Annotated in this window: 17 protein-coding genes; 15 read left to right on the top strand and 2 right to left on the bottom strand. The window is 67.8% G+C overall.

Annotated elements, in window-relative coordinates:
• Positions 1-2: 2 nt before the first annotated feature.
• Positions 3-2,429, bottom strand: coding sequence for a xanthine dehydrogenase molybdopterin binding subunit (gene xdhB / locus ASE28_RS03835; RefSeq protein WP_057264806.1), 2,427 nt, complete (start codon positions 2,427-2,429; stop codon positions 3-5).
• Positions 2,426-3,925 (bottom strand): xanthine dehydrogenase small subunit, encoded by a 1,500-nt coding sequence (xdhA, locus tag ASE28_RS03830; RefSeq protein ID WP_057264995.1) that lies wholly within the window; start codon positions 3,923-3,925, stop codon positions 2,426-2,428. Before xdhA ends, xdhB begins: the two co-directional genes overlap by 4 nt.
• A 216-nt stretch (positions 3,926-4,141) precedes the next feature.
• On the opposite strand from xdhA, the gene ASE28_RS03825 reads away from it, so the two are divergent.
• The 15 genes from ASE28_RS03825 (at position 4,142) to dcd (ending at position 19,850) form a co-directional block, all read left to right on the top strand.
• Positions 4,142-4,813, top strand: a complete 672-nt coding sequence (locus ASE28_RS03825) for a GntR family transcriptional regulator (protein WP_057264804.1) — start codon at positions 4,142-4,144, stop codon at positions 4,811-4,813.
• 91 nt (positions 4,814-4,904) lie between these two features.
• Entirely contained in the window at positions 4,905-5,540 is a 636-nt protein-coding gene (locus ASE28_RS03820; RefSeq protein WP_057264801.1) for a flavin reductase family protein, read from the top strand.
• A 5-nt stretch (positions 5,541-5,545) separates the two neighbouring features.
• Positions 5,546-6,016, top strand: coding sequence for a nucleoside deaminase (locus ASE28_RS03815; RefSeq protein ID WP_057264799.1), 471 nt, complete (start codon positions 5,546-5,548; stop codon positions 6,014-6,016).
• A gap of 183 nt (positions 6,017-6,199) precedes the next feature.
• A complete protein-coding gene (locus ASE28_RS03810) occupies positions 6,200-7,132 on the top strand; it encodes a LysR family transcriptional regulator (protein ID WP_082604104.1) in 933 nt (310 codons plus the stop codon).
• An 80-nt stretch (positions 7,133-7,212) separates the two neighbouring features.
• Positions 7,213-8,802 (top strand): ABC transporter ATP-binding protein, encoded by a 1,590-nt coding sequence (locus ASE28_RS03805; RefSeq protein WP_057264797.1) that lies wholly within the window; start codon positions 7,213-7,215, stop codon positions 8,800-8,802.
• Positions 8,795-9,868: an ABC transporter permease gene (locus ASE28_RS03800; RefSeq protein WP_057264993.1), complete on the top strand. Its 1,074-nt coding sequence runs from the start codon at positions 8,795-8,797 to the stop codon at positions 9,866-9,868. The genes ASE28_RS03805 and ASE28_RS03800 overlap by 8 nt, the downstream gene beginning before the upstream one ends.
• Positions 9,869-9,919: 51 nt before the next feature.
• Positions 9,920-10,840 (top strand): ABC transporter permease, encoded by a 921-nt coding sequence (locus ASE28_RS03795; protein ID WP_057201413.1) that lies wholly within the window; start codon positions 9,920-9,922, stop codon positions 10,838-10,840.
• A gap of 183 nt (positions 10,841-11,023) precedes the next feature.
• Positions 11,024-12,193, top strand: coding sequence for a BMP family ABC transporter substrate-binding protein (locus ASE28_RS03790; RefSeq protein ID WP_057201412.1), 1,170 nt, complete (start codon positions 11,024-11,026; stop codon positions 12,191-12,193).
• A 134-nt stretch (positions 12,194-12,327) separates the two neighbouring features.
• Complete coding sequence (locus ASE28_RS03785; protein ID WP_057264795.1) at positions 12,328-13,305, top strand: aromatic ring-hydroxylating dioxygenase subunit alpha; 978 nt, start codon at positions 12,328-12,330, stop codon at positions 13,303-13,305.
• Positions 13,305-14,357, top strand: a complete 1,053-nt coding sequence (locus ASE28_RS03780) for an adenosine deaminase (protein WP_057264793.1) — start codon at positions 13,305-13,307, stop codon at positions 14,355-14,357. Before ASE28_RS03785 ends, ASE28_RS03780 begins: the two co-directional genes overlap by 1 nt.
• Before the next feature lie 253 nt (positions 14,358-14,610).
• The gene (locus ASE28_RS03775) at positions 14,611-16,185 is read left to right on the top strand and encodes a methyl-accepting chemotaxis protein (RefSeq protein ID WP_057201409.1); all 1,575 of its coding nucleotides are present in this window, start codon (positions 14,611-14,613) and stop codon (positions 16,183-16,185) included.
• A gap of 115 nt (positions 16,186-16,300) precedes the next feature.
• Positions 16,301-17,434 carry a BMP family ABC transporter substrate-binding protein gene (locus tag ASE28_RS03770; RefSeq protein ID WP_057264791.1) on the top strand — a complete coding sequence of 378 codons (1,134 nt, stop codon included), beginning with the start codon at positions 16,301-16,303 and terminating at the stop codon, positions 17,432-17,434.
• Between the two features lie 80 nt (positions 17,435-17,514).
• The gene (gene guaD, locus ASE28_RS03765; protein ID WP_057264789.1) at positions 17,515-18,822 is read left to right on the top strand and encodes a guanine deaminase; all 1,308 of its coding nucleotides are present in this window, start codon (positions 17,515-17,517) and stop codon (positions 18,820-18,822) included.
• 23 nt (positions 18,823-18,845) lie between these two features.
• Positions 18,846-19,148 carry a hypothetical protein gene (locus ASE28_RS03760; protein ID WP_057264787.1) on the top strand — a complete coding sequence of 101 codons (303 nt, stop codon included), beginning with the start codon at positions 18,846-18,848 and terminating at the stop codon, positions 19,146-19,148.
• Positions 19,149-19,277: 129 nt separating this feature from the next.
• On the top strand, positions 19,278-19,850 hold the full coding sequence (gene dcd, locus ASE28_RS03755) for a dCTP deaminase (protein ID WP_057201405.1): 573 nt from the start codon (positions 19,278-19,280) through the stop codon (positions 19,848-19,850).
• Positions 19,851-19,868 lie beyond the last annotated feature (18 nt).

Raw genomic sequence — 19,868 nt, 5'->3', positions numbered from 1 at the left:
CGTCAGTCGCTGACCTTGCCCAGCGCCCGCAGCACGTTCTCGGCTGTGGCGGGCGCGGTCAGTTGCACCGGCGCACGGTCGTTATCGCCCGCGCCGCGCGCAGCCGCCACGGCGTTGCGCAGCGCCTCGTAGACGCTGATGGCCAGCATGAAGGGCGGCTCGCCCACGGCCTTGCTGCCGCCCACGTTGTCCTCGCGGTTGGCCTCGGGCCACAGGTTCACGCGAAAATGCGCCGGGATGTCGCCCGTGGCCGGGATCTTGTAGGTGCTGGGGGCGTGCGTGGCCAGGTAGCCCTTGTCGTTCCACACCAGTTGCTCGGTGGTGAGCCAGCCCATGCCCTGCACGAAGCCGCCCTCGATCTGCCCGATGTCGATGGCCGGGTTGATGCTGTGGCCCACGTCGTGCAATATGTCCACGGCGATCACGCGGCTCTCGCCGGTCAGCGTGTCGATCACCACCTCGGTGCAGGCCGCGCCGTACGAGAAGTAGTAGAACGGCCGGCCCGTGAGCGTGGTCTTGTCGTAGTGGATCTTGGGCGTGCGGTAGAAGCCGTCGCTCCACAGCTGGATGCGGTTGGCATACGCCTCCTTGACCACGTCGTCGAAGGCACGCACCTTCTTGGGCGAGATCACCTGCCCGCCCGCAAACTGGATGGCGCCCGCGCCGCAGCCATCGAGCCCGCAGACATAGGCCGCCAGGTTGTCGCGCACATGGCGCGCGGCGAACTGGGCCGCGCGGCCGTTCAGGTCGGTGCCGCTCGATGCGGCGGTGGCGCTGGCGTTGGGCACCTTGCTGGTGTCGCTGGCCGTGACCAGCACGCGGTGCAGGGGCACGCCCAGCTCGTCGGCCACGATCTGCGCCACCTTGGTGTGCAGGCCCTGGCCCATTTCGGTGCCGCCGTGGTTCACCTGCACGCTGCCGTCGGTGTACACGTGCACCAGCGCGCCGGCCTGGTTGAACAAGGTGGCCGTGAAGCTGATGCCGAACTTCACCGGCGTGATCGCCAGCCCGCGCTTGAGCACCGGGTTGGTGGCGTTCCATGCCGCAATCGCTGCCTGCCGCTGGCGGTAGTTGGCGTCGCGCTCCAGCTGGGGCATGAGCTCGTGCAGGATGTTGTCCTCCACGGTCATCTGGTAGTGGGTCACGTTGCGGCCCTCGGCCGCATCGCGGCCGTAGAGGTTGCGCAGGCGCACGTCCTGCGCGTCCAGACCCAGGGCGCGCGCGATGTCGCCCAGGATGGCCTCGATCACGATCACGCCCTGCGGGCCGCCGAAGCCGCGGAACGCCGTGTGGCTCTGGGTGTTGGTCTTGCAGCGGTAGGAGGCGATCTCCACATCGCTCAGGTAGTAGGCGTTGTCGCTGTGGAACACGGCGCGGTCGGCCACCGGGCCCGACAGGTCGGCCGAGAAGCCGCAGTTGGCCGCCATGTGCAGGTTCAGCCCCGTGATGCGGCCCGTGCCGTCAAAGCCCACGTCGTAGCGGTAGGCAAACGGATGGCGCTTGCCGGTGACCATGAAGTCCTCGTCCCGGTCCAGGCGCAGCTTGATCGGGCGGCCCAGTTTGTGCGCGGCCACCGCGGCCCACACGGCCAGGTGTCCGGCCTGCGTCTCCTTGCCGCCAAAGCCCCCGCCCATGCGCCGGCACTCCACGCGCACCGCGTGGTTGTCGATGCCCAGGGCGTGCGCCACCCAGTGCTGCACCTCGCCCGGGTGCTGGGTGCTCGAATAGACCCACCACTGCTTTTGCTCCAGCGGCATGGCGTAGGCGATCTGGCCTTCGAGGTAGAAATGCTCTTGCCCGCCGACGTCGAAGGTGCCCGAGAGGCGGTGCTCTGCGCCGGCCAGGCCGGCCGCCGCATCGCCGCGGCGCACGAACACCGGGGGCAGCACATAGCTTTCTGCCGCGAGCGCGTCCTGCACCGTGAGCACGGCCGGCAGCGGCGTGATGTCGAGCTTCACGGCGCGCACGGCGCGGCGCGCCTGCATCACCGTGTCGGCCACCACCAGGCCGATGACCTGGCCAATGTGCTGCACCGTGTCCATGGCAAACACCGGCTCGTCGTGCGCGAAGGCGGCCAGCATCTTGTCGCCCGGCACGTCGCCCGCCAGCACCACGCCGCGCACGCCGGGCAGGGCCAGGGCGGCGCTCGCGTCCACGCCGTTCAGGCGCCCGTGGGCCACGGTGGAGAGAATGGGCGAGGCGTAGAGCGTGCCCTTGATCTCGGGCAGGTCGTCAATGTAGTGGGCCGCACCGGCCACCTGGGCGCGTGCGCTTTCATGGATGTGCGAATGCCCCATGGCGCGCAGGGTTGCGGGGGGCGTGGCCGCCAGCGTTGCCGCCACGGGCTGGTCGGCGTGCGCATCGGCCTGCACTGCCACCGGGTCGTCCACCGCGTCGCGGCTCACGGGAGAGGGGTCACGCTGGTTCATACGCTGGCCTCCAGTCGGAAGTTCTCCACGCTCACCGCGTCCTGGCCCTGGCTTTCGAGCCAGAAGCGCTGCAGCAGGCTGGCCAGCACAGTGCGCCGGTAGGCGCCGCTGGCGCGCATGTCGGAGATGGGGCTGAACTCGGCCTGCAGGACATCGGCGGCTTTCTGCACCGTCTCGGCCGACCAGGGCTGGCCGGTGAAGGCGGCTTCGGTCTGCCGCGCGCGCGCCGGGGTAGCGGCCACGCCGCCCGCACCGATGCTGGCTCGTCGCACCACGCCGGCCTCGATGTCGAGGTTGATGACCAGGCAGACCGCCGAGATGTCATCGTCGAAGCGCTTCGATATCTTGTACGCGCGCAGCGCCTCGGTCACACCCGGCCGCGGCACCACGATGCGCACCAGCAGCTCATCGGGCGCGATCACGTTCTGGCGGTAGCCGGTGTAGAGGTCTTCCAGCGCCAGCGTGCGCTCGCCGCGCGTGCTGGCCAGCACGATCTGCGCGCGCAAGGCGATCAGCAGCGGCATGGAGTCGCCGATGGGCGAGCCGTTGGCCACGTTGCCGCCCAGCGTGCCCGAGTTGCGCACCGGCAGGCCCGCGAAGCGCGTGGCAAAGCTGTGCAGTTGCGGCCACTGGCGGGTGAGTGCGGCAAAGGCGTCGGTCAGCGACACGGCAGCGCCGATGGTGATGTGTTGCGCGTCTTCATCGAGCTGCAGCAGCTCGGCCGCGCGCGTCACGTCCAGGATCTGCGCGTACTGTTTGTGCATCTTGGTGACCCACAGCCCCACATCAGTGCAGCCGGCCACCACCTGGGCGCCGGGGTGCGCGGCGCGCGCGGCCAGAAGGGCGGGCAGGGTGGTTGGGGCCAGGTAGGCCGTGCCGTCCGCCTCAGGGGCTTGCAGCAGTGCCAACTGGCGCAGCAACTGCGCCTCGTCCACGGCCACAGGGGGCAGGGAGGCCATCTGCTGGGCGGCATCGAGGATGGGGCGGTAGCCCGTGCAACGGCACAGGTTGCCCGAGAGTTCTTCCTGCACCAGCTCGCGCGTGATCGGCTGGCCCTGGCACACATGGTTCTGGTACATGCCGAACAGGCTCATCACGAAGCCCGGCGTGCAAAAGCCGCACTGCGAGCCGTGGCACTGCACCATGGCCTCCTGGGCGGGGTGCAGGGTGATGGCTTTCTCGGCCGACGGGGCCGGGCCGGCGGGGCGGATCAGCGGGTCCTCGGCCAGGTCTTCCACCGTCCACAGCGCCATGCCGTCCACCGAGTGGGCCAGGCGTATGCAGCTGTTCACGGCGCTGTAGTGCAGCTTGCCATGGCGCTCTTCACCCAGCACCACCGTGCAGGCTCCGCAGTCGCCTTCGCCGCAGCCTTCCTTGGTGCCGGTGCAGCCCAGGTCCTCGCGCAGCACTTCGAGCAGCGTGCGGTCGGGCGGTACGTCGTGCAGCGCCGCAGGCTGGCCGCGGCGGATGAAGCGGAGAGGTCGGTGGGTCATCATCATCGTCATGCGTGGGTGCTCGAAACGGGCCAATCGGTCAAAAGCAGAGCGTATGCGCGGCTGCAACAGACCGCATATGCCAGAGCGTATAACGAGGATGCCTGCCGCGCTATGACTGCGCGGCCACCGGGGGCAAAAAAAAGACCGCTGCCGCCACACCCCCGTGGCACCGTGGTTGCTGGCTACACTGGCGCGCACACCGCACCACTTCTGCCCATGCCCGCCGCAACGCCTTCTCGCCCACCTGCCGCCACCCTGGACCAGCCGGTCTACGAGGCCGTGCTCGACGCCGTCATGCACGGCCGGCTGCGGCCCGGCGAGCGCCTGGGCGAACCCGCGCTGTGCGAGCGCTTCGGCGTGAGCCGCACGGTGGTGCGCCAGGCCCTGCACCGGCTGGCCGAATTGCGCATCCTGGACATCGTGCCCAACAAGGGTGCGACGGTGGCCCGCCCCAGCCCGAAGGAGACACGTGACATCTTCGCCGCGCGCCGCGTGGTGGAGGTGGGCATCGTGCGCATGGTGGCTGCGCGCATCACGCACGGCGAGGTGCAGCGCCTCAAGCAGCGCATGCGCGCCGAGCACGAGGCCCTGCACCAGCAGGACCATGCGCGCTGGGTGGCGCTGGCGGGTGGGTTCCACCTGGCGCTGGCGGAGCTGTCGGGCAATGCCGAGCTGCAGCGCATCCTGTCGGAGCTGATGACGCGCTGCTCGCTCATCGTGGCGCTGTACGAGGCGCCCGGCGAATCCAACTGCGAGCACGAGGAGCATGAGCAGCTCGTCGAGCACCTTGCCCTGCGCGATGGCGCCGCCGCAGCCGACGCCATGGACCGCCACCTGCTGGCGCTGGAGGCGCGCCTGTCCCTGCCGCAAGAGGTGCCGCAGGGCTGATGGCGGAAAATCGTATACGATTTATGCATTGCCTTTGTGAATTCACGGCATGGTTTAAAATTTCGTATACGATTTATTAGAGCGCCGCGCCATGGACATCGACTTCTCGCAGATAGACGCCTACCAGCGCTACAAGCTCATGGCCAGCCTGATCGTGCCGCGCCCCATCGCGCTGATCACCACGCTGGGCGAGGACGGCACGGTGAATGCCGCGCCGTTCAGCATGTTCAACATGCTGGGCGAGGACCCTCCGGTGGTCATGGTCAGCATCAACCGCTTGAAGGACGGCCTGCTCAAGGACACGGCGGCCAATATTCTGCGCACCGGCGAGTTCGTGGTGCACATCACCGACGAAGCCATGGCCGCGCAGATGCATGCCTGCGGCGACAGCCTGCCCCCGGATGAAAGCGAACTGGCGCACGCCGGCCTCACGCCGGTGCCCTCGCGCAGCGTGGCGCCGCCGCGCATCGCCGAGGCGCCGGTGGCCTTCGAGTGCGTGCTGCACGAAACCCTGGAGACCGCCAGCCGCTACGTCTTCATCGGCCGCGTGCTGTGGCTGGGCGTGCGCGAAGGCCTGGTGGACACCGAACGCTGGCGCGTGCGCCTGCAGGACTTCCATCCCGTGGGGCGCTTTGGCGCGAGCTTCTACGTGAAGACCGGCGAGCGCTTCGCCATCGGCGCGGACACGCCAGCGCAGGCGCGCAGCACCGCCATCGACGAGATCTGAGCGCCATGGATGCATCCGCCTTCAGCGCGCAGGACCACGCCGCCATGCGGCTGGCCATCGAGGCTTCGCGCGCTGCGCTTGCGGCGGGCGACAACCCCTTCGGCGCCACGCTGGCGTCGGCCGAGGGCGCGGTGCTGTTCACTGCCCGCAACAACCAGAACACCACGCGCGACTGCACCGGCCATGCCGAAATGGTGCTGGTGCGCGAGGCCTCTGCGGCGCTCGGCCCCGATGTCCTGCGCGGTGCGACCGTGTTCGCGAGCGGCGAGCCCTGTGCGATGTGCGCCGGTGCCATGTTCTGGGCCGGTATTGCGCGCGTGGTCTATGCGGCCAGCCAGGACGACATCGCCCAGGCCTTGGGTGGGCCGCAACTGGCAACGCCTTGTGCTCAATTGCTGGCACAGGCGCGTCCTCCAGTCGTGGTGGAGCACGGCCTGCTGCGCGAAGAAGCTGCGGCCGCATTGCGCGGGGCCTGACCCGGGCCTCTCGCGGCCGCACAGGGATTTCCAGGGGCACGGTGCAGGGGCTGTGCGGTGTACAGTGCGCCGACACTTTTTGCCCACCCCACAACGCCTCCACTCCCCACACCGCGCAGCGCAGCGCATCCAACGCGCGCAGCGGCATACGTGATGGCGTATGACAAGAATGCAGGCCCCTGTATGCGAGACCACGCCCTTTTCGACAAGATAGACCTCCATCTCATAAGGGTCTTGCACACCGTGTTGACTGAACGCAGCGTATCGAGGGCCGCCGTCCGCCTGGGCATGCACCAGCCGGCGGTGTCGGCCGCGCTCAAGCGGCTGCGCGACCTGGCGGGCGATCCGCTGCTGGTGCGGTCGGGCGCCAGCATGATGCCTACCGACGCGGCGCTGCGCATGGTGGAGCCTGCGGGCGCCATCCTGCGCTCGGCCGAGGCGCTGTTCTCCGATGCCCGCGGCTTCGATCCGCGCACCGCCACCCGCACCTTCCGCGTTGCCGCCAGCGACTACCTGGACCCGCTGTTCCTGCCCCAGCTCGTGGCGCGCATCAAGGTCGAGGCGCCGATGTGCCCCATCGAGATCCTGCCGCTCTCGGGCGACACGCACTACCACGCCCACCTGGCGCAGGGCGACGTGGACGTGGTCATCGGCAACTGGCCCCAGCCCCCGGACGACCTGCACATGGGCCGCCTGTTCGGCGACGAGGTGGTGTGCCTGGTCAGCCGCGACCACCCTGCGGTGCGCCGCGGCTGGGACGCCGAGAGCTGGCTGGCCGCCGAACACATCGCCCCCACGCCCACCCACCCCGGCGCACGCGGCGTGATCGACGTGCACCTCGATGGCCTGGGCCTGGCGCGCAACATCACGGCGCGCTGCGCGCACTTCAGCGCCATACCGCCCATCGTGGCATCGAGCTTGCTTGTGCTGACCACCGGGCGCCAGTACTGCGAGCGCTATGTGGACCACCTGCCGCTGGCCATTTTGCCGGCCCCCGTGGAGTTTCCACGCCTCATGTACTACCAGCTATGGCATGCCCGCACGCACCATTCCGCAGCCGCCGTGTGGCTGCGCGACTGCGTGAAAGCGGTGGCTGCATCGCTACGAAAAGAATAGCTTTAAGGTCATGCTGAACAAGCGATGGCAGGCAGTTTCAACCCCATAACGACCCACCAAACTGAGAGACAATCCACCGCATGAGTTCACCACCTCTTCCCAATGCCCCGGGCTTGGCGCCCCGGCTGCAGCTCACGGGCATCACCAAGCGCTATCCCGCCGTGGTGGCCAACAGCGGTGTCTCCCTCACGGTGCAGCCGGGCGAGATCCACGCGGTGCTGGGCGAAAACGGCGCGGGCAAGTCCACGCTGATGAAGATCATCTACGGCTCGGTCAAGCCCGACGAGGGCAGCGTGCATTTCAACGGCCAGGCCGTGCAGGTGCGCAACCCGCAGGAGGCGCGGGCCCTGGGCATCGCCATGGTGTTCCAGCACTTCAGCCTGTTCGATACACTGACCGTGGCCGAGAACGTCTGGCTGGGCCTGGACAAGAGCCAGGACCTGGCCGAGGTCACGCAGCGCATCACCGCCAAGGCGGCCGAGTACGGCCTCGACATCGACCCCCTGCGCCCCGTGCACACGCTGAGCGTGGGCGAGATGCAGCGTGTGGAGATCATCCGCGCGCTGCTCACCAACCCCAAGGTGCTGATCCTCGATGAGCCCACCTCGGTGCTCACGCCCCAGGCGGTGGAAAAGCTCTTCGTGGTGCTGCGCAAGCTCGCGGCCGAGGGCTGCAGCATCCTCTACATCAGCCACAAGCTGCACGAGATCCGTGCCCTGTGCACGGCCTGCACCGTGTTGCGCGGCGGCAAGGTCACGGGCGTGTGCAACCCGGCCGAGGAATCGAATGCCTCGCTCTCGCGCCTGATGATCGGTGCCGAGCCGCCGGCGCTGGAGCACCGCACCGTGCAGACCGGTGCCACCGTGCTCAAGGTGCAGGGCCTGTCGCTGCCACGCGCCGACCAGTTCGGCGTGGACCTGGTGGACCTGGCCTTTGAGGTGAAGGCCGGCGAGGTGGTCGGCATTGCCGGGGTCTCCGGCAATGGCCAGAAGGAATTGCTCTACGCGCTGTCGGGTGAAGACCAGCGCGCCGAGCCGGCGAGCATCCAGGTGTCCGGCCAGAACGCCGGCCGCATGGGCCCGAGCCGCCGCCGCGCGCTGGGCCTGCACTTCGTGCCCGAGGAGCGCCTGGGCCGCGGTGCCGTGCCCACCATGGGCCTGGCGCACAACCTGCTGCTCACGCGCACCAATTCGGTGGCGGGCAGCGGCTGGATCAAGGTGGGTGCACTCGAATCGCATGCGCGCGCCATCATCGAGCGCTTCCACGTCAAGGCGGGTGGCCCGCATGCGGCGGCCAAGTCGCTGTCGGGCGGCAACCTGCAGAAATTCATCGTGGGCCGCGAGATCGACGCCAAGCCCCGGCTGCTCATCGTCTCGCAACCCACCTGGGGCGTGGACGTGGGCGCCGCCGCACAGATCCGCGGCGAAATCCTGGCACTGCGCGATGCCGGTTGCGCCGTGCTGGTGGTCAGTGAGGAGCTGGACGAATTGTTTGAAATCTGCGACCGCCTGCATGTCGTGGCCAAGGGCCACCTATCGCCCTCGGTGCCACGCGCCGAAGCCACCGTGGAGCGCATCGGCGAATGGATGAGCGGGCTGTGGCATGCCGACGTGCAGTCCCACCTGGCGCAGGCCGCAGTGGCCGCTGGCGGGGAGCACCACCATGCTTAAGCTCGAACCACGCCCCCAGGCCTCGCGGCTGTGGACCTTCGGCTCGCCGCTGCTGGCGCTGGCCTTCACCGTGCTGATCGGCATCATCCTCTTCGCTGCACTGGGCAAGGACCCCGTGCGTGCGCTGCAGATCTTCTTCTGGGAGCCGATCAAGACGCCCTACGCCATCGGCGAACTCATGGTCAAGGCCACGCCGCTGCTGCTCATCGCGCTCGGCCTGGCCGTGTGCTTTCGCTCCAACGTCTGGAACATCGGCGCCGAGGGCCAGTTCGTCATCGGCGCCGTGGCGGCCGGCGGCGTGGCGCTGCTGGCCGACAAGACCACCGGCCCCTGGATCGTGCCGGCCATTTTGCTGGCCGGTGTGCTGGGCGGCATGGCCTGGGCCGGGCTCACGGCACTGCTGCGCGACAAGTTCAACGCCAGCGAGATCCTGGTCAGCCTGATGCTGGTCTACGTGGCCACGCTGGTGCTGGGCTACCTGGTCTACGGCCCCTGGAAGGACCCCATGGGCTACAACTTCCCGCAGACCAAGACCTTCGAGCGCGTGACGCAGATACCGCGCCTGATGCAGGGCTCGCGCATGTCCATCGGCCTGCTGCTGGCCCTGGCCGGTGCGGCCGCGCTGTGGGTGTTCCTGTTCCGCACCCGCGCCGGTTTTGCCCAGCAGGTGGGCGGGCTGGCGCCGGCGGCGGCGCGCTACGCGGGCTTCTCGTCGCGCCGTGCGCTGTGGGTGGCGCTCCTCATCTCGGGTGGCGCTGCCGGCCTGGCCGGCGCGCTGGAGGTGGCCGGCCCCATTGGCCAGCTCACGCCCTATGTACCGGCGGGCTACGGCTTCGCGGCCATCATCGTCGCCTTCGTCGGGCGGCTGCACCCGGTGGGCATGATCCTGTCGGCGATTTTGATGAGCATGTTCTACATCGGCGGCGAGCTGGCGCAGTCGCGCCTGGGCCTGCCCAAGTCGCTCACGGGCGTGTTCCAGGGCCTGCTGCTGTTCACGCTGCTGGCCTGCGACACGCTGATCGCCTACCGCGTGCGCTGGGTCGGTACGAAAGGGGTGAAGGCATGAACCACCACCACAGCCTCTGCGTGAATCTCTCGGCCAGGAAGGAAGCTTGATATGGAATCCTATGCACTGCTCATAGGCGCCACGCTGAGTGCGGGCACCGTCCTGGCCATCGCGGCGCTGGGCCTGTTGATCAACGAGAAGGCCGGCATCGTCAACCTCGGCGCCGAGGGCATGATGCTGTGCGCCGCCATTGCCGGCTTCGCCACCGTGGTGCACACCGGCAACAGCTGGCTGGGCTTCGCGGCCGGCATGGCCGCCGGTGCCGTGCTGGCCGCCATCTTCGGCGTGCTGGTGATCTGGCTCAATACCAACCAGTACGCCACGGGGCTGGCACTGAGCCTGTTCGGCGTGGGCTTCTCGGCCTTCCTGGGCATCAGCTACGTACAGGCCAAGCTGCCCGAGATGCCCAAGTACGCCATCCCCGGCCTGTCCGAGGTGCCGTTGCTCGGGCCCGCGCTGTTCCAGCAGCACCCGGTGGTCTATCTCACCATGCTGCTGGTGGCAGCCCTCATCTGGTTCCTGTACCGCTCGCGCGCCGGCCTGGTGCTGCGCTCTGTGGGCGAGTCGCCCGAGTCGGCCCATGCGCTGGGCTACCCGGTGCGCCGCATCCGCCTGGCGGCCGTGGTGGCCGGCGGCGCGCTGTGCGGCCTGTCGGGGGCCTACATCTCCACGGTCTACACCCCCCTGTGGGTGGAGGGCATGGTGGCGGGCCGCGGCTGGATCGCGCTGGCGCTCACCACCTTCGCCACCTGGCGGCCGGCGCGCGTGCTGCTCGGGGCCTACCTGTTCGGCGGCGTGACCATGCTGCAGTTCCACCTGCAGGCCACGGGCGTGCAGGTGGCCAGCCAGTTGCTGAGCATGCTGCCCTACGTGGCCACCATCGTGGTGCTGGCCCTGATCTCGCGCAACCCGGCGTGGATCCGCATCAACATGCCGGCCTCGCTGGGCAAACCTTTCTACCCTGGCTCGTGAAGATGGGCGGATGCCTTCTCGTGGCGCACGGCCTCGGCTTGGATCTTGCATCCTGCCGGGTGCTGGAGCCTTGCGGGCCGCGTCTCCCCCAAAAACCTTTGGTTACCGCTCGGTAGATCACCCCATAATCACCGTTTTCGTCCCCAACCTTGCAACCCTCCTTCTTTCTTATAAGGAACCGACATGACTGATCTGCAGAAACGCTCCCTGCTCAAGGTGGCTGCACTCTCCGCTGTAGCCGCTGCCGCACTGGTGGGCTGTGGCAAGAAGGAAGAGCCGGCCGCTGCGGCGCCTGCGCCCGCCCCGGCGCCCGTGGCCTCTGCGCCCGCGCCCAAGCCCGAGCCGCTGAAGATCGCGTTCGCCTATGTCGGCCCCGTCGGTGACGGCGGCTGGTCGTTTGCCCATGACAACGGCCGCAAGGCCATCGAGAAGGAATTCGGCGACAAGGTGGTCACGAGCTTCGTCGAGAGCGTGCCCGAATCGGCCGATGCCGAGCGCGTGCTGCGCGATCTGGCCGGCCAGGGCAACAAGCTGATCTTCGGCACCACCTTCGGCTACATGGAGTCGATCCAGAAGATCGCCCCCGACTTCAAGGACGTGAAGTTCGAGCACGCCACCGGCTACAAGACCGCCGACAACGTGCGCACCTACGACAGCCGCACCTACGAAGGCGCCTACATGGCCGGCGTGATCGCCGGCGCCATGACCAAGACCAACACGCTGGGTGTGGTGGGCTCGGTGCCAATCCCCGAAGTGATCCGCAACATCAACAGCTTCACGCTGGGTGCGCAGTCGGTCAACCCCAAGGTCAAGACCAAGGTGGTGTGGGTGAACGAATGGTTCAGCCCACCCAAGGAAACCGAAGCCGCCACCTCGCTGATCAATGGCGGCGCCGACGTGCTGTTCCAGAACACCGACTCGCCTGCCGTGCTCAAGACCGCCCAGGAAAAGGGCAAGCGCGCCTTCGGCTGGGACAGCGACATGACCGCCTACGGCCCCAAGGCCCACCTGGCATCGGCCGTGATCAACTGGGGCCCGTACTACATCAAGGCCACCAAGGACGCGCTGGAAGGCAAGTGGGCCACGGGCCAGAGCTGGTGGGGCGTGAAGGAAGGCGCGATCGACATCGTCTCCATCGCCGAAGACGTGCCTGCCGACACCAAGGCCAAGGTCGAAGCGGTCAAGAAGGGCCTGGCCGACGGCAGCTTCCAGATCTGGAAGGGCCCCATCGTGGGCCAGGATGGCAAGGAAGTGGTCGCCAAGGACGCCGTCGCCGACGACAAGTTCCTGAGCGGCGTGAACTTCTACGTCAAGGGCGTGGAAGGCAAGATCCCCGGCGGCGACAAGAAGTAAGCAGCCCCGTCACCAGGCCCTGGCGGCCTGGTCCAGGAAAGGGAACGTGCGCGGCACGTTCCCTTTTTCGTTGGGGCCGTACAGAATGTCCAAAAGGGCTGTACGCGGGCCCTCGAACAACAAGAACCATTCCCATGATCGAAACCACCCTCTGGCACCCGGTGGCCCTGTCGCACGCGGTGGAGCAGGCTCCGCTGGCAGTGCAGTTGCTTCAGCACGCCCTCGTGCTCTGGCGCGATGGACAGGGCCAGGTTCAGGCCTTCACGGACCGCTGTCCTCACCGGGGTGCGCGCCTGTCCCTGGGCCGGGTACAGGGTGGCCGCCTGGAGTGCCCCTACCACGGCTGGCAGTTCGCGGCTGGCGGGCAGTGCGTGCACGTGCCGGCGCTGCCGCAGTTCACCCCGCCCGCCACGCACTGCGCCCGGCGCCATGGCGTGGTCGAAGCCAACGGCCTGGTGTGGGTGCAGCTCGAAGCGGGCGATGCCGTGCCGCCCGCCTTCGAGGCCGAGGGCGATGCCCGCCTGCGCAAGCTCAACTGCGGCACCTACGACGTGGCCACCAGCGCCCCGCGCATCGTCGAGAACTTCCTGGATATGGCGCACTTTGGCTTCGTGCACGACGGCTGGCTGGGTACGCGCGAGGCCACGGCCATCGACGACTACCGCGTCGAGCCCACGCCCACGGGCCTGCGCGCCACGGGCTGCAAGGCCTGGCAGCCGCAGTCCAACCTGCACTCGACGGCGCCAGCCCAGGTGGAGTACACCTACGAGGTCACGGGCCCCTACACCGCAGTGCTGACCAAGGTGCCCGAGGCCGGTACCACCGCAGTGGCCGGCTGGCGCGAGTCCATCGCGCTGTTCGTGTGCCCGCTCACGCCCGAGACCAGCCGCGTGTGGTTCCGCCTGGCCGTGGCCGATTTCGAATCGCCCGACGAGAAGCTGCAGGCCTTCCAGCACACCATCTTCACCCAGGACCAGCCGGTGCTGGAGTCCCAGACACCGCAATGCCTGCCGCTGGACCTGCGTGCCGAGTTGCATACCGCCGCCGACAAGGCATCATCCGCCTACCGCCGCTACCTGCGCGCGAGCGGCATCACCTTTGGAGTTTGCTGATGTTCAAGGTTCCCCCCATCCCCGCCGCGCGCATCCCCGAGCTGCTGCGCGCCATGCCCAAGGCCGAGCTGCACATCCACATCGAGGGCTCGCTGGAGCCCGAGCTGATCTTCGCGCTGGCGCAGCGCAATGGCCTGTCGCTCCCCTACGCCGATGTGGAGGCACTGCGCAGCGCCTATGCCTTCACCAACCTGCAGAGCTTTCTGGACATCTACTACGCGGGCGCCAGCGTGCTGCTGCACGAGCAGGATTTTTACGACATGGCGCGCGCCTACCTGGTGCGTGCCGCGGCCGACAACGTGCTGCACACCGAGCTGTTTTTCGACCCGCAGACGCACACCGAGCGCGGCGTGGCGATGGAAACGGTGATCAACGGCCTGCACCGCGCCTGCGTGGATGCGCGCAAGGACCTGGGCATCAGCGCCACGCTGATCCTGTGCTTCCTGCGCCACCTGAGCGAGGAATCGGCCTTCGAGACGCTGGAGCAGGCCCAGCCGTTTCTGGACAAGATCGTCGGCGTGGGCCTGGACAGCAGCGAGGTGGGCAACCCGCCCGAGAAATTCGCGCGTGTGTTTGCCCGCTGCCGCGAGCTGGGCCTGCACCTGGTGGCCCACGCCGGCGAGGAGGGGCCACCGGCCTACATCTGGAGTGCGCTCGACGTGCTCAAGGTCGAGCGCATCGACCACGGCGTGCAGGCCGTCCACGACGCCGCGCTGATGCAGCGCCTGGCCCAGGACCGCATCGCGCTCACCGTGTGCCCGCTGTCCAACCAGAAGCTGTGCGTCTTCCCCAACCTGGCCGACCACAACCTGGCGAAGCTGCTCGATGCTGGCCTGGCCGCCACGGTCAACTCGGACGACCCGGCCTACTTCGGCGGCTACATCAACGACAACTTCACCCAGGTGTTCGCTGCCACCGGCATGACGGTGCGCCACGCCTACCAGTTGGCGTTCAACAGCTTCGAAGCCAGTTTTGCGGGCAACGCCGACAAGCGCGTGTGGGAGCACAAGCTCAAGGAGCGCTTCGAACGCTTCATGGAACACGACTACTGATCCAGGAATGGCAGGGGTATCCAAGGCAGCGCAGGGCGCATTTTCTGTGCACTGTTTGTGTGCAGAACAACAACGCTGCTGTTGGGTCTGGCGCATCAGTTGCACATGGATTTCGGGTAAACCCTAGAATTACAGGTTTTTGTAAGCATTTGTTGGTCCCCTCCGGGGTCGGCAACTGCCCAGAATGCGGCCTTTGGGAGACCGCATCTCTTTTGTGCCTACCCCCTGCGCCTTTCCATAACGGAGTCTCTCCATGTTTCTCAATCAGTTGTCCATCGGCAAGCGCCTCGCGCTGGTGCTTGGGGCGATCCTCGCGCTGTTCCTGCTCAGCTCCATCGTGGCCGTCGTCCGTCTGGGCCAGCTTGGCACCGAGATCGACACCATGGTCAACGACAACATCAAGACCGAGCGTGCCGGGGCCGACTGGCTGCGCCACACCACCTCGGGTGTGCAGCGTGCCGCCGCCATCGCCAAGAGCAGCGATGCTGCGCTGATCCCCTACTTCGCGCCGGCCACGGCCACCTCCATCCGTGAGACCAACGAGCTTCAGAAGATCATCGAGGCGCAGATGGACACGGCCGAGGAAAAGCAGCTCTTCACCAAAGTGGGCGAGCTGCGCAAGAGCTACCTGGCCGCGCGTGAAGAGGTGAGCAAGTTCAAGCAGGCCGGCGATGCGGAGAACGCCAACAAGGTGTTCACCGAGCGCTTCGAGCCCACCTCACGCGACTACCTGGCCGGCGTGCAGCAGATGGTGGACGCGCAACGCGCCCAACTGGATGCCGCAGGCAAGCGCGCCGAGGGACTGCGCGCGCAGACCACCCTGCTGCTGCAGGTGTGCACCGCCATCTCGCTGCTGCTCGGCGCCTTGCTGGCCTGGCTGCTGGCCATCAGCATCACTCGCCCCTTGCGCCAGGCCGAAGCCATAGCCGAATCCATCGCCGGCATGGACCTGACCGGTGCACCCCAGGCCGGCTACGCCAATGACGAGACCGGCCACCTGCTGCGCGCGCTGGACGCCATGCGCAGTGCGCTGAACGGCTCGCTGCAGCAGGTGCGTGGCGTGGTGGACAGCATCTCCACCGCCAGCTCACAGATCGCCATTGGCAACCAGGACCTGAGCGCGCGCACCGAGCAGACGGCCGCCAACCTGGAGGAGACGGCCAGCTCCATGGAAGAGCTCACCAGCACCGTGCGCCAGAGCGCCGACTCGGCCGTGCAGGCCAACCAGATGGCCGCCTCGGCTGCCCAGGTGGCGCAGCGCGGCGGCGAGGTCGTGGCCCAGGTGGTGAGCACCATGGACGCGATCAACGCCAGCAGCAAGAAGATCGCCGACATCATCGGCACCATCGACGGCATCGCCTTCCAGACCAACATCCTGGCGCTCAACGCCGCCGTGGAAGCCGCCCGGGCCGGCGAGCAGGGCCGTGGCTTTGCCGTGGTGGCCAGCGAAGTGCGCAGCCTCGCCCAGCGCAGTGCCGAAGCGGCCAAGGAGATCAAGACCCTGATCGGCCAGTCGGTCGAGAAGGTGGAGTCGGGCGCTGCGCTGGTGCAGAACGCCGGCAGCACCATGGGCGAGATCGTGAGCTCCGTGCGCCGCGTGACCGACATCATCGGCGAGATCAGCGCCGCCGCATCGGAGCAGAGCCAGGGCATCAGCCAGGTGAACGTGGCCGTCAGCCAGCTCGACCAGATGACGCAGCAGAACGCGGCGCTGGTGGAGGAATCCACCGCCGCCGCCGAGAGCCTCAAGGACCAGGCCGCGCGCCTGGCCGAGGTGGTGGGCGCCTTCCGCCTGGGTGCGCCATCGGGCGCGCTGCGACTGCGCTGAGAAAGCGCCGCGCCAGCGCCGGCGCGGCCCGCTGGCTACAATACCGCCCTTGCAAAGGCTGCTGTCCCGGCAGCCTTTTGCTTTTTCTGTCATCGGGACCATGTAGAGGACTACCATGTACAAAAACCTCGCCACCGCATTGCGTGCGGTCTGTGTGAGTGCGCTTTTCAGCGCCGTTTCCATCTCCCCCGCCTTTTCTCAATCCCCTGGCCAGCCAGCGGCCGCAGCGCCCAAAACCGAGCCGATCAAGGCCGGCTTCGTCTATGTCTCGCCCATCACCGCAGCAGGCTGGACGAAGCAGCACGACGATGGCCGCAAGGCGGTGGAGGCCGCGCTGGGCAACCAGGTCAAGACCACTTTCGTCGAGAACGTGGCCGAGGGGGCCGACGCTGAGCGCGTGATCCGCGACCTGGCGGCCACGGGCCACCAGATCATCTTCACGCCCAGCTTCGGCTACATGGAGCCCACGCTCAAGGTCGCGCAGGACTATCCGAACGTGAAGTTCGAGTCCATCACCGGCTACAAGACCGCTGCCAACGTGGCGGTGGCCAATGCGCGCTACTACGAGGGCCGCTACCTGGCCGGCATCGCGGCGGGCCGCATGAGCAAGACCGGCGTGGCCGGCTATGTGGCGGGCTTTCCCATTCCCGAGGTGCTACAGGGCATCAATGCCTTCACGCTCGGCATGCGCTCGGTGAACCCCAAGGCCACGGTCAAGGTGGTCTGGCTCAACGTCTGGTTCGACCCGCCCAAGGAGCGCGACGCAGCCATGGTGCTGTTCAACCAGGATGTGGACGTGATCGCCTTCCACACCGGCTCCACCGCCGTGATGGCCGCCGCGCAGGAGCGCGGCAAGATGGCCGTGGCCTACCATTCCGACATGCGCGGCGCGGGGCCCGACGCGCAGATCATCGCCGTCACCCACCAGTGGGGCCGGTACTACACCGAGCGCGTGCGCGCCGTGCAGGCCGGCACCTGGAAGAGCGGCACCGTGTGGGGTGGCGTGCGCGAGGGCATGATCCGCGTGGGCGACTTCGGCCCCAAGGTGCCTGCCGCCGTGCAGCAGGAGGTGCTGGCCGCGCAGAAGGCCGTGGGCGCGGGGACGCTGCACCCTTTCCGTGCCGGCAAGGCGCCGGTGCGCGACAACGAGGGCCACGAGGTGATCGCCGCCGGCCAGGTGCTCGGCGATGCGCAGATCCTCAAGATGAACTGGCTGGTCGAAGGCGTGCAGGGCAAGCTGGCCCACTGAACCCGCCTTGCCCGAGGGCGCATATCCACTATAGGCGGCAGCATATGCAACGGCCCCCCTCTGCCGCTAAGCTTGCGCCCATGCGTGTCTACCGTTCTGCCCTTTTGCGTTTTGCCGACGATGGCTCGGCCCTGTATGACGAGGACGGCCTGCTGGCCATCGCCCCCGACGGCGCAGGCCGCCAGCGCGTCGTGGCTGCGGGTGCCTGGACAGCGCTGGCGCCCACCTACGGGCAAGGCGCGGTCGAGCACCTGCCGGGCCGCATTATCGCGCCGGGCTTCGTGGACATGCACATCCACTTCCCCCAGACCGACGTGATCGGCGCCCCGGCCGATGGGCTGCTGCCCTGGCTGGAGAACTACACCTTTCCGCACGAGTCGCGCTTCATCGACCCGGCCTATGGCGCGCAGGTCGCAGGCTTCTTCGTCGAAGAGCTGCTGCGCAACGGCGTGACCACCGCCCTGACCTTCGCCACCTCGCACCCCGCCAGCGTGGACGCACTGTTCACCGAGGCGCAGCGCCAGCAACTGCGCCTGATCACCGGCAAGGTGCTGCAGGACCGCCACTCGCCCGACGGCGTGCGCGACCTGACGGAGCAAAGCCTGATCGACACCGAGGCGCTGATCCGGCGCTGGCATGGTGTGGACCGGCTGGGCTATGCCATCACGCCGCGCTTTGCGCCCACCAGTACGCACGAGCAGCTCCAGGGCGCGGGCGAGCTGGCGGCGCGCTACCCCGACGTGTGGATTCAGTCGCACGTGGCCGAGAACCTCGATGAGGTGCGCTGGGCGCGCGAGCTGTTCCCGGCCTCGCGCAGCTACCTTGCGGTGTACGGCGACTACGGGCTGATGCGCGAGCGCGCCGTGTATGCCCACTGCATCCATTTCGACGACGACGACCGGGCGCTGATGCGCGACACCGGCACGGTGGCCGCCGTCAGCCCCACCAGCAACCTGTTCCTGGGCAGCGGCTTCTTCGACTATGCAGGCGCCGACCGCGTCGGCTTTGGCTACGGCCTGGCCAGCGATGTGGGCGGGGGCACCAGCTTCAGCCCGTTTCGCACCATGCTGGCCGCCTACTACGTGGGCCGCGAAGGGCAGACCAAGCCCGGCCTGAGCCTGTCGCCCCAGCAGCTGTGGTGGCAGCACACCGCAGGCGCTGCGGCAGCGCTGGGCCTGGCTGGCGTGGTGGGCAACCTGCAGCCGGGCTGCGAGGGCGACTTCGTGGTCATCAACCCCGCCGCCACCCCGCTGCTGGCGCGCAAGACGGCCCAGGCGAACAATCTGGACGAACTGCTGTTCGCGATGATCGTGCTGGGCGATGACCGGCTGGTCGAGCGCACGGTGATCAGCCAGTCGTTGCCGGATGTGCAGGCTGCAGGTACCTGATCGGCGGCCCGGCGTCTGGGACCATGTTGCATAACCTGTCCTGCACCGCTTCCTTTCTTGTACTGGCGGCGGGCCTGCTGGGCAGCGGAGCTGCCTGGGCCCAGTTGGCGAGCGACAGCACCGCTGCACAGCGGGCGCAGGAAGCCTGCCGCTCCGAGGTGTCGAAGTTCGAGGAGGCCATCGGTTTCATTCGCCGCTCGCAGGGCAACCAGGCGGCAGCGGACCTCAAGGAGAAGCTGCTGCCCGCCAGGCTGGAGAGCGAAATCCTCTTCAAGGAAGGCTACTGCGGCCTGGCGCGCCACATCCGCGAGAAAAAGCTGGGGTGAAGTGCCCGGCGCGCCGGGCAGTGGGGGTGTGCTTCCTGGCAGGAAGCATGCAAAAAAGCCGTGTCCACAGGGTGACGTGCAGGGCCCGCAAGGGCGTCCTGCCTAGAATACGGCGCAGGAGTTAACCCAATGAGCATCAAAAGCGACAAATGGATCCGCCGCATGGCGGCCGAGCACGGCATGATCGAACCTTTCGCGCCCGGTCAGGTGCGCGAGGCCGAGGGCCGCAAGATCATCAGCTATGGCACCAGCAGCTATGGCTACGACATCCGCTGCGCGCCCGAATTCAAGGTGTTCACCAACATCCACAGCACGGTGGTGGACCCGAAGAACTTCGACGAGAAGAGCTTTGTCGATTTCCACGGCGACAGCTGCATCATCCCGCCCAACAGCTTTGCGCTGGCGCGCACCATGGAGTACTTTCGCATCCCGCGCAACGTGCTCACCATCTGCCTGGGCAAGAGCACCTATGCGCGCTGCGGCATCATTGTCAATGTCACGCCGTTCGAGCCCGAGTGGGAAGGCTATGTGACGCTGGAGTTCTCCAACACCACGCCGCTGCCCGCGCGCATCTACGCGGGCGAAGGCTGTGCGCAGGTGCTGTTCTTCGAGAGCGATCCAGACGACGTATGCGAAGTCTCGTACAAGGACCGGGGCGGCAAGTACCAGGGCCAAGTGGGCGTGACCTTGCCCAAGGCCTGATCGCCTGCAAGGGCGGGC

It is taken from the genome of Acidovorax sp. Root219 (genome assembly GCF_001428665.1).
Lineage (GTDB): Bacteria > Pseudomonadota > Gammaproteobacteria > Burkholderiales > Burkholderiaceae_C > Acidovorax.
This window is presented reverse-complemented; position numbering and strand designations above follow the sequence as displayed.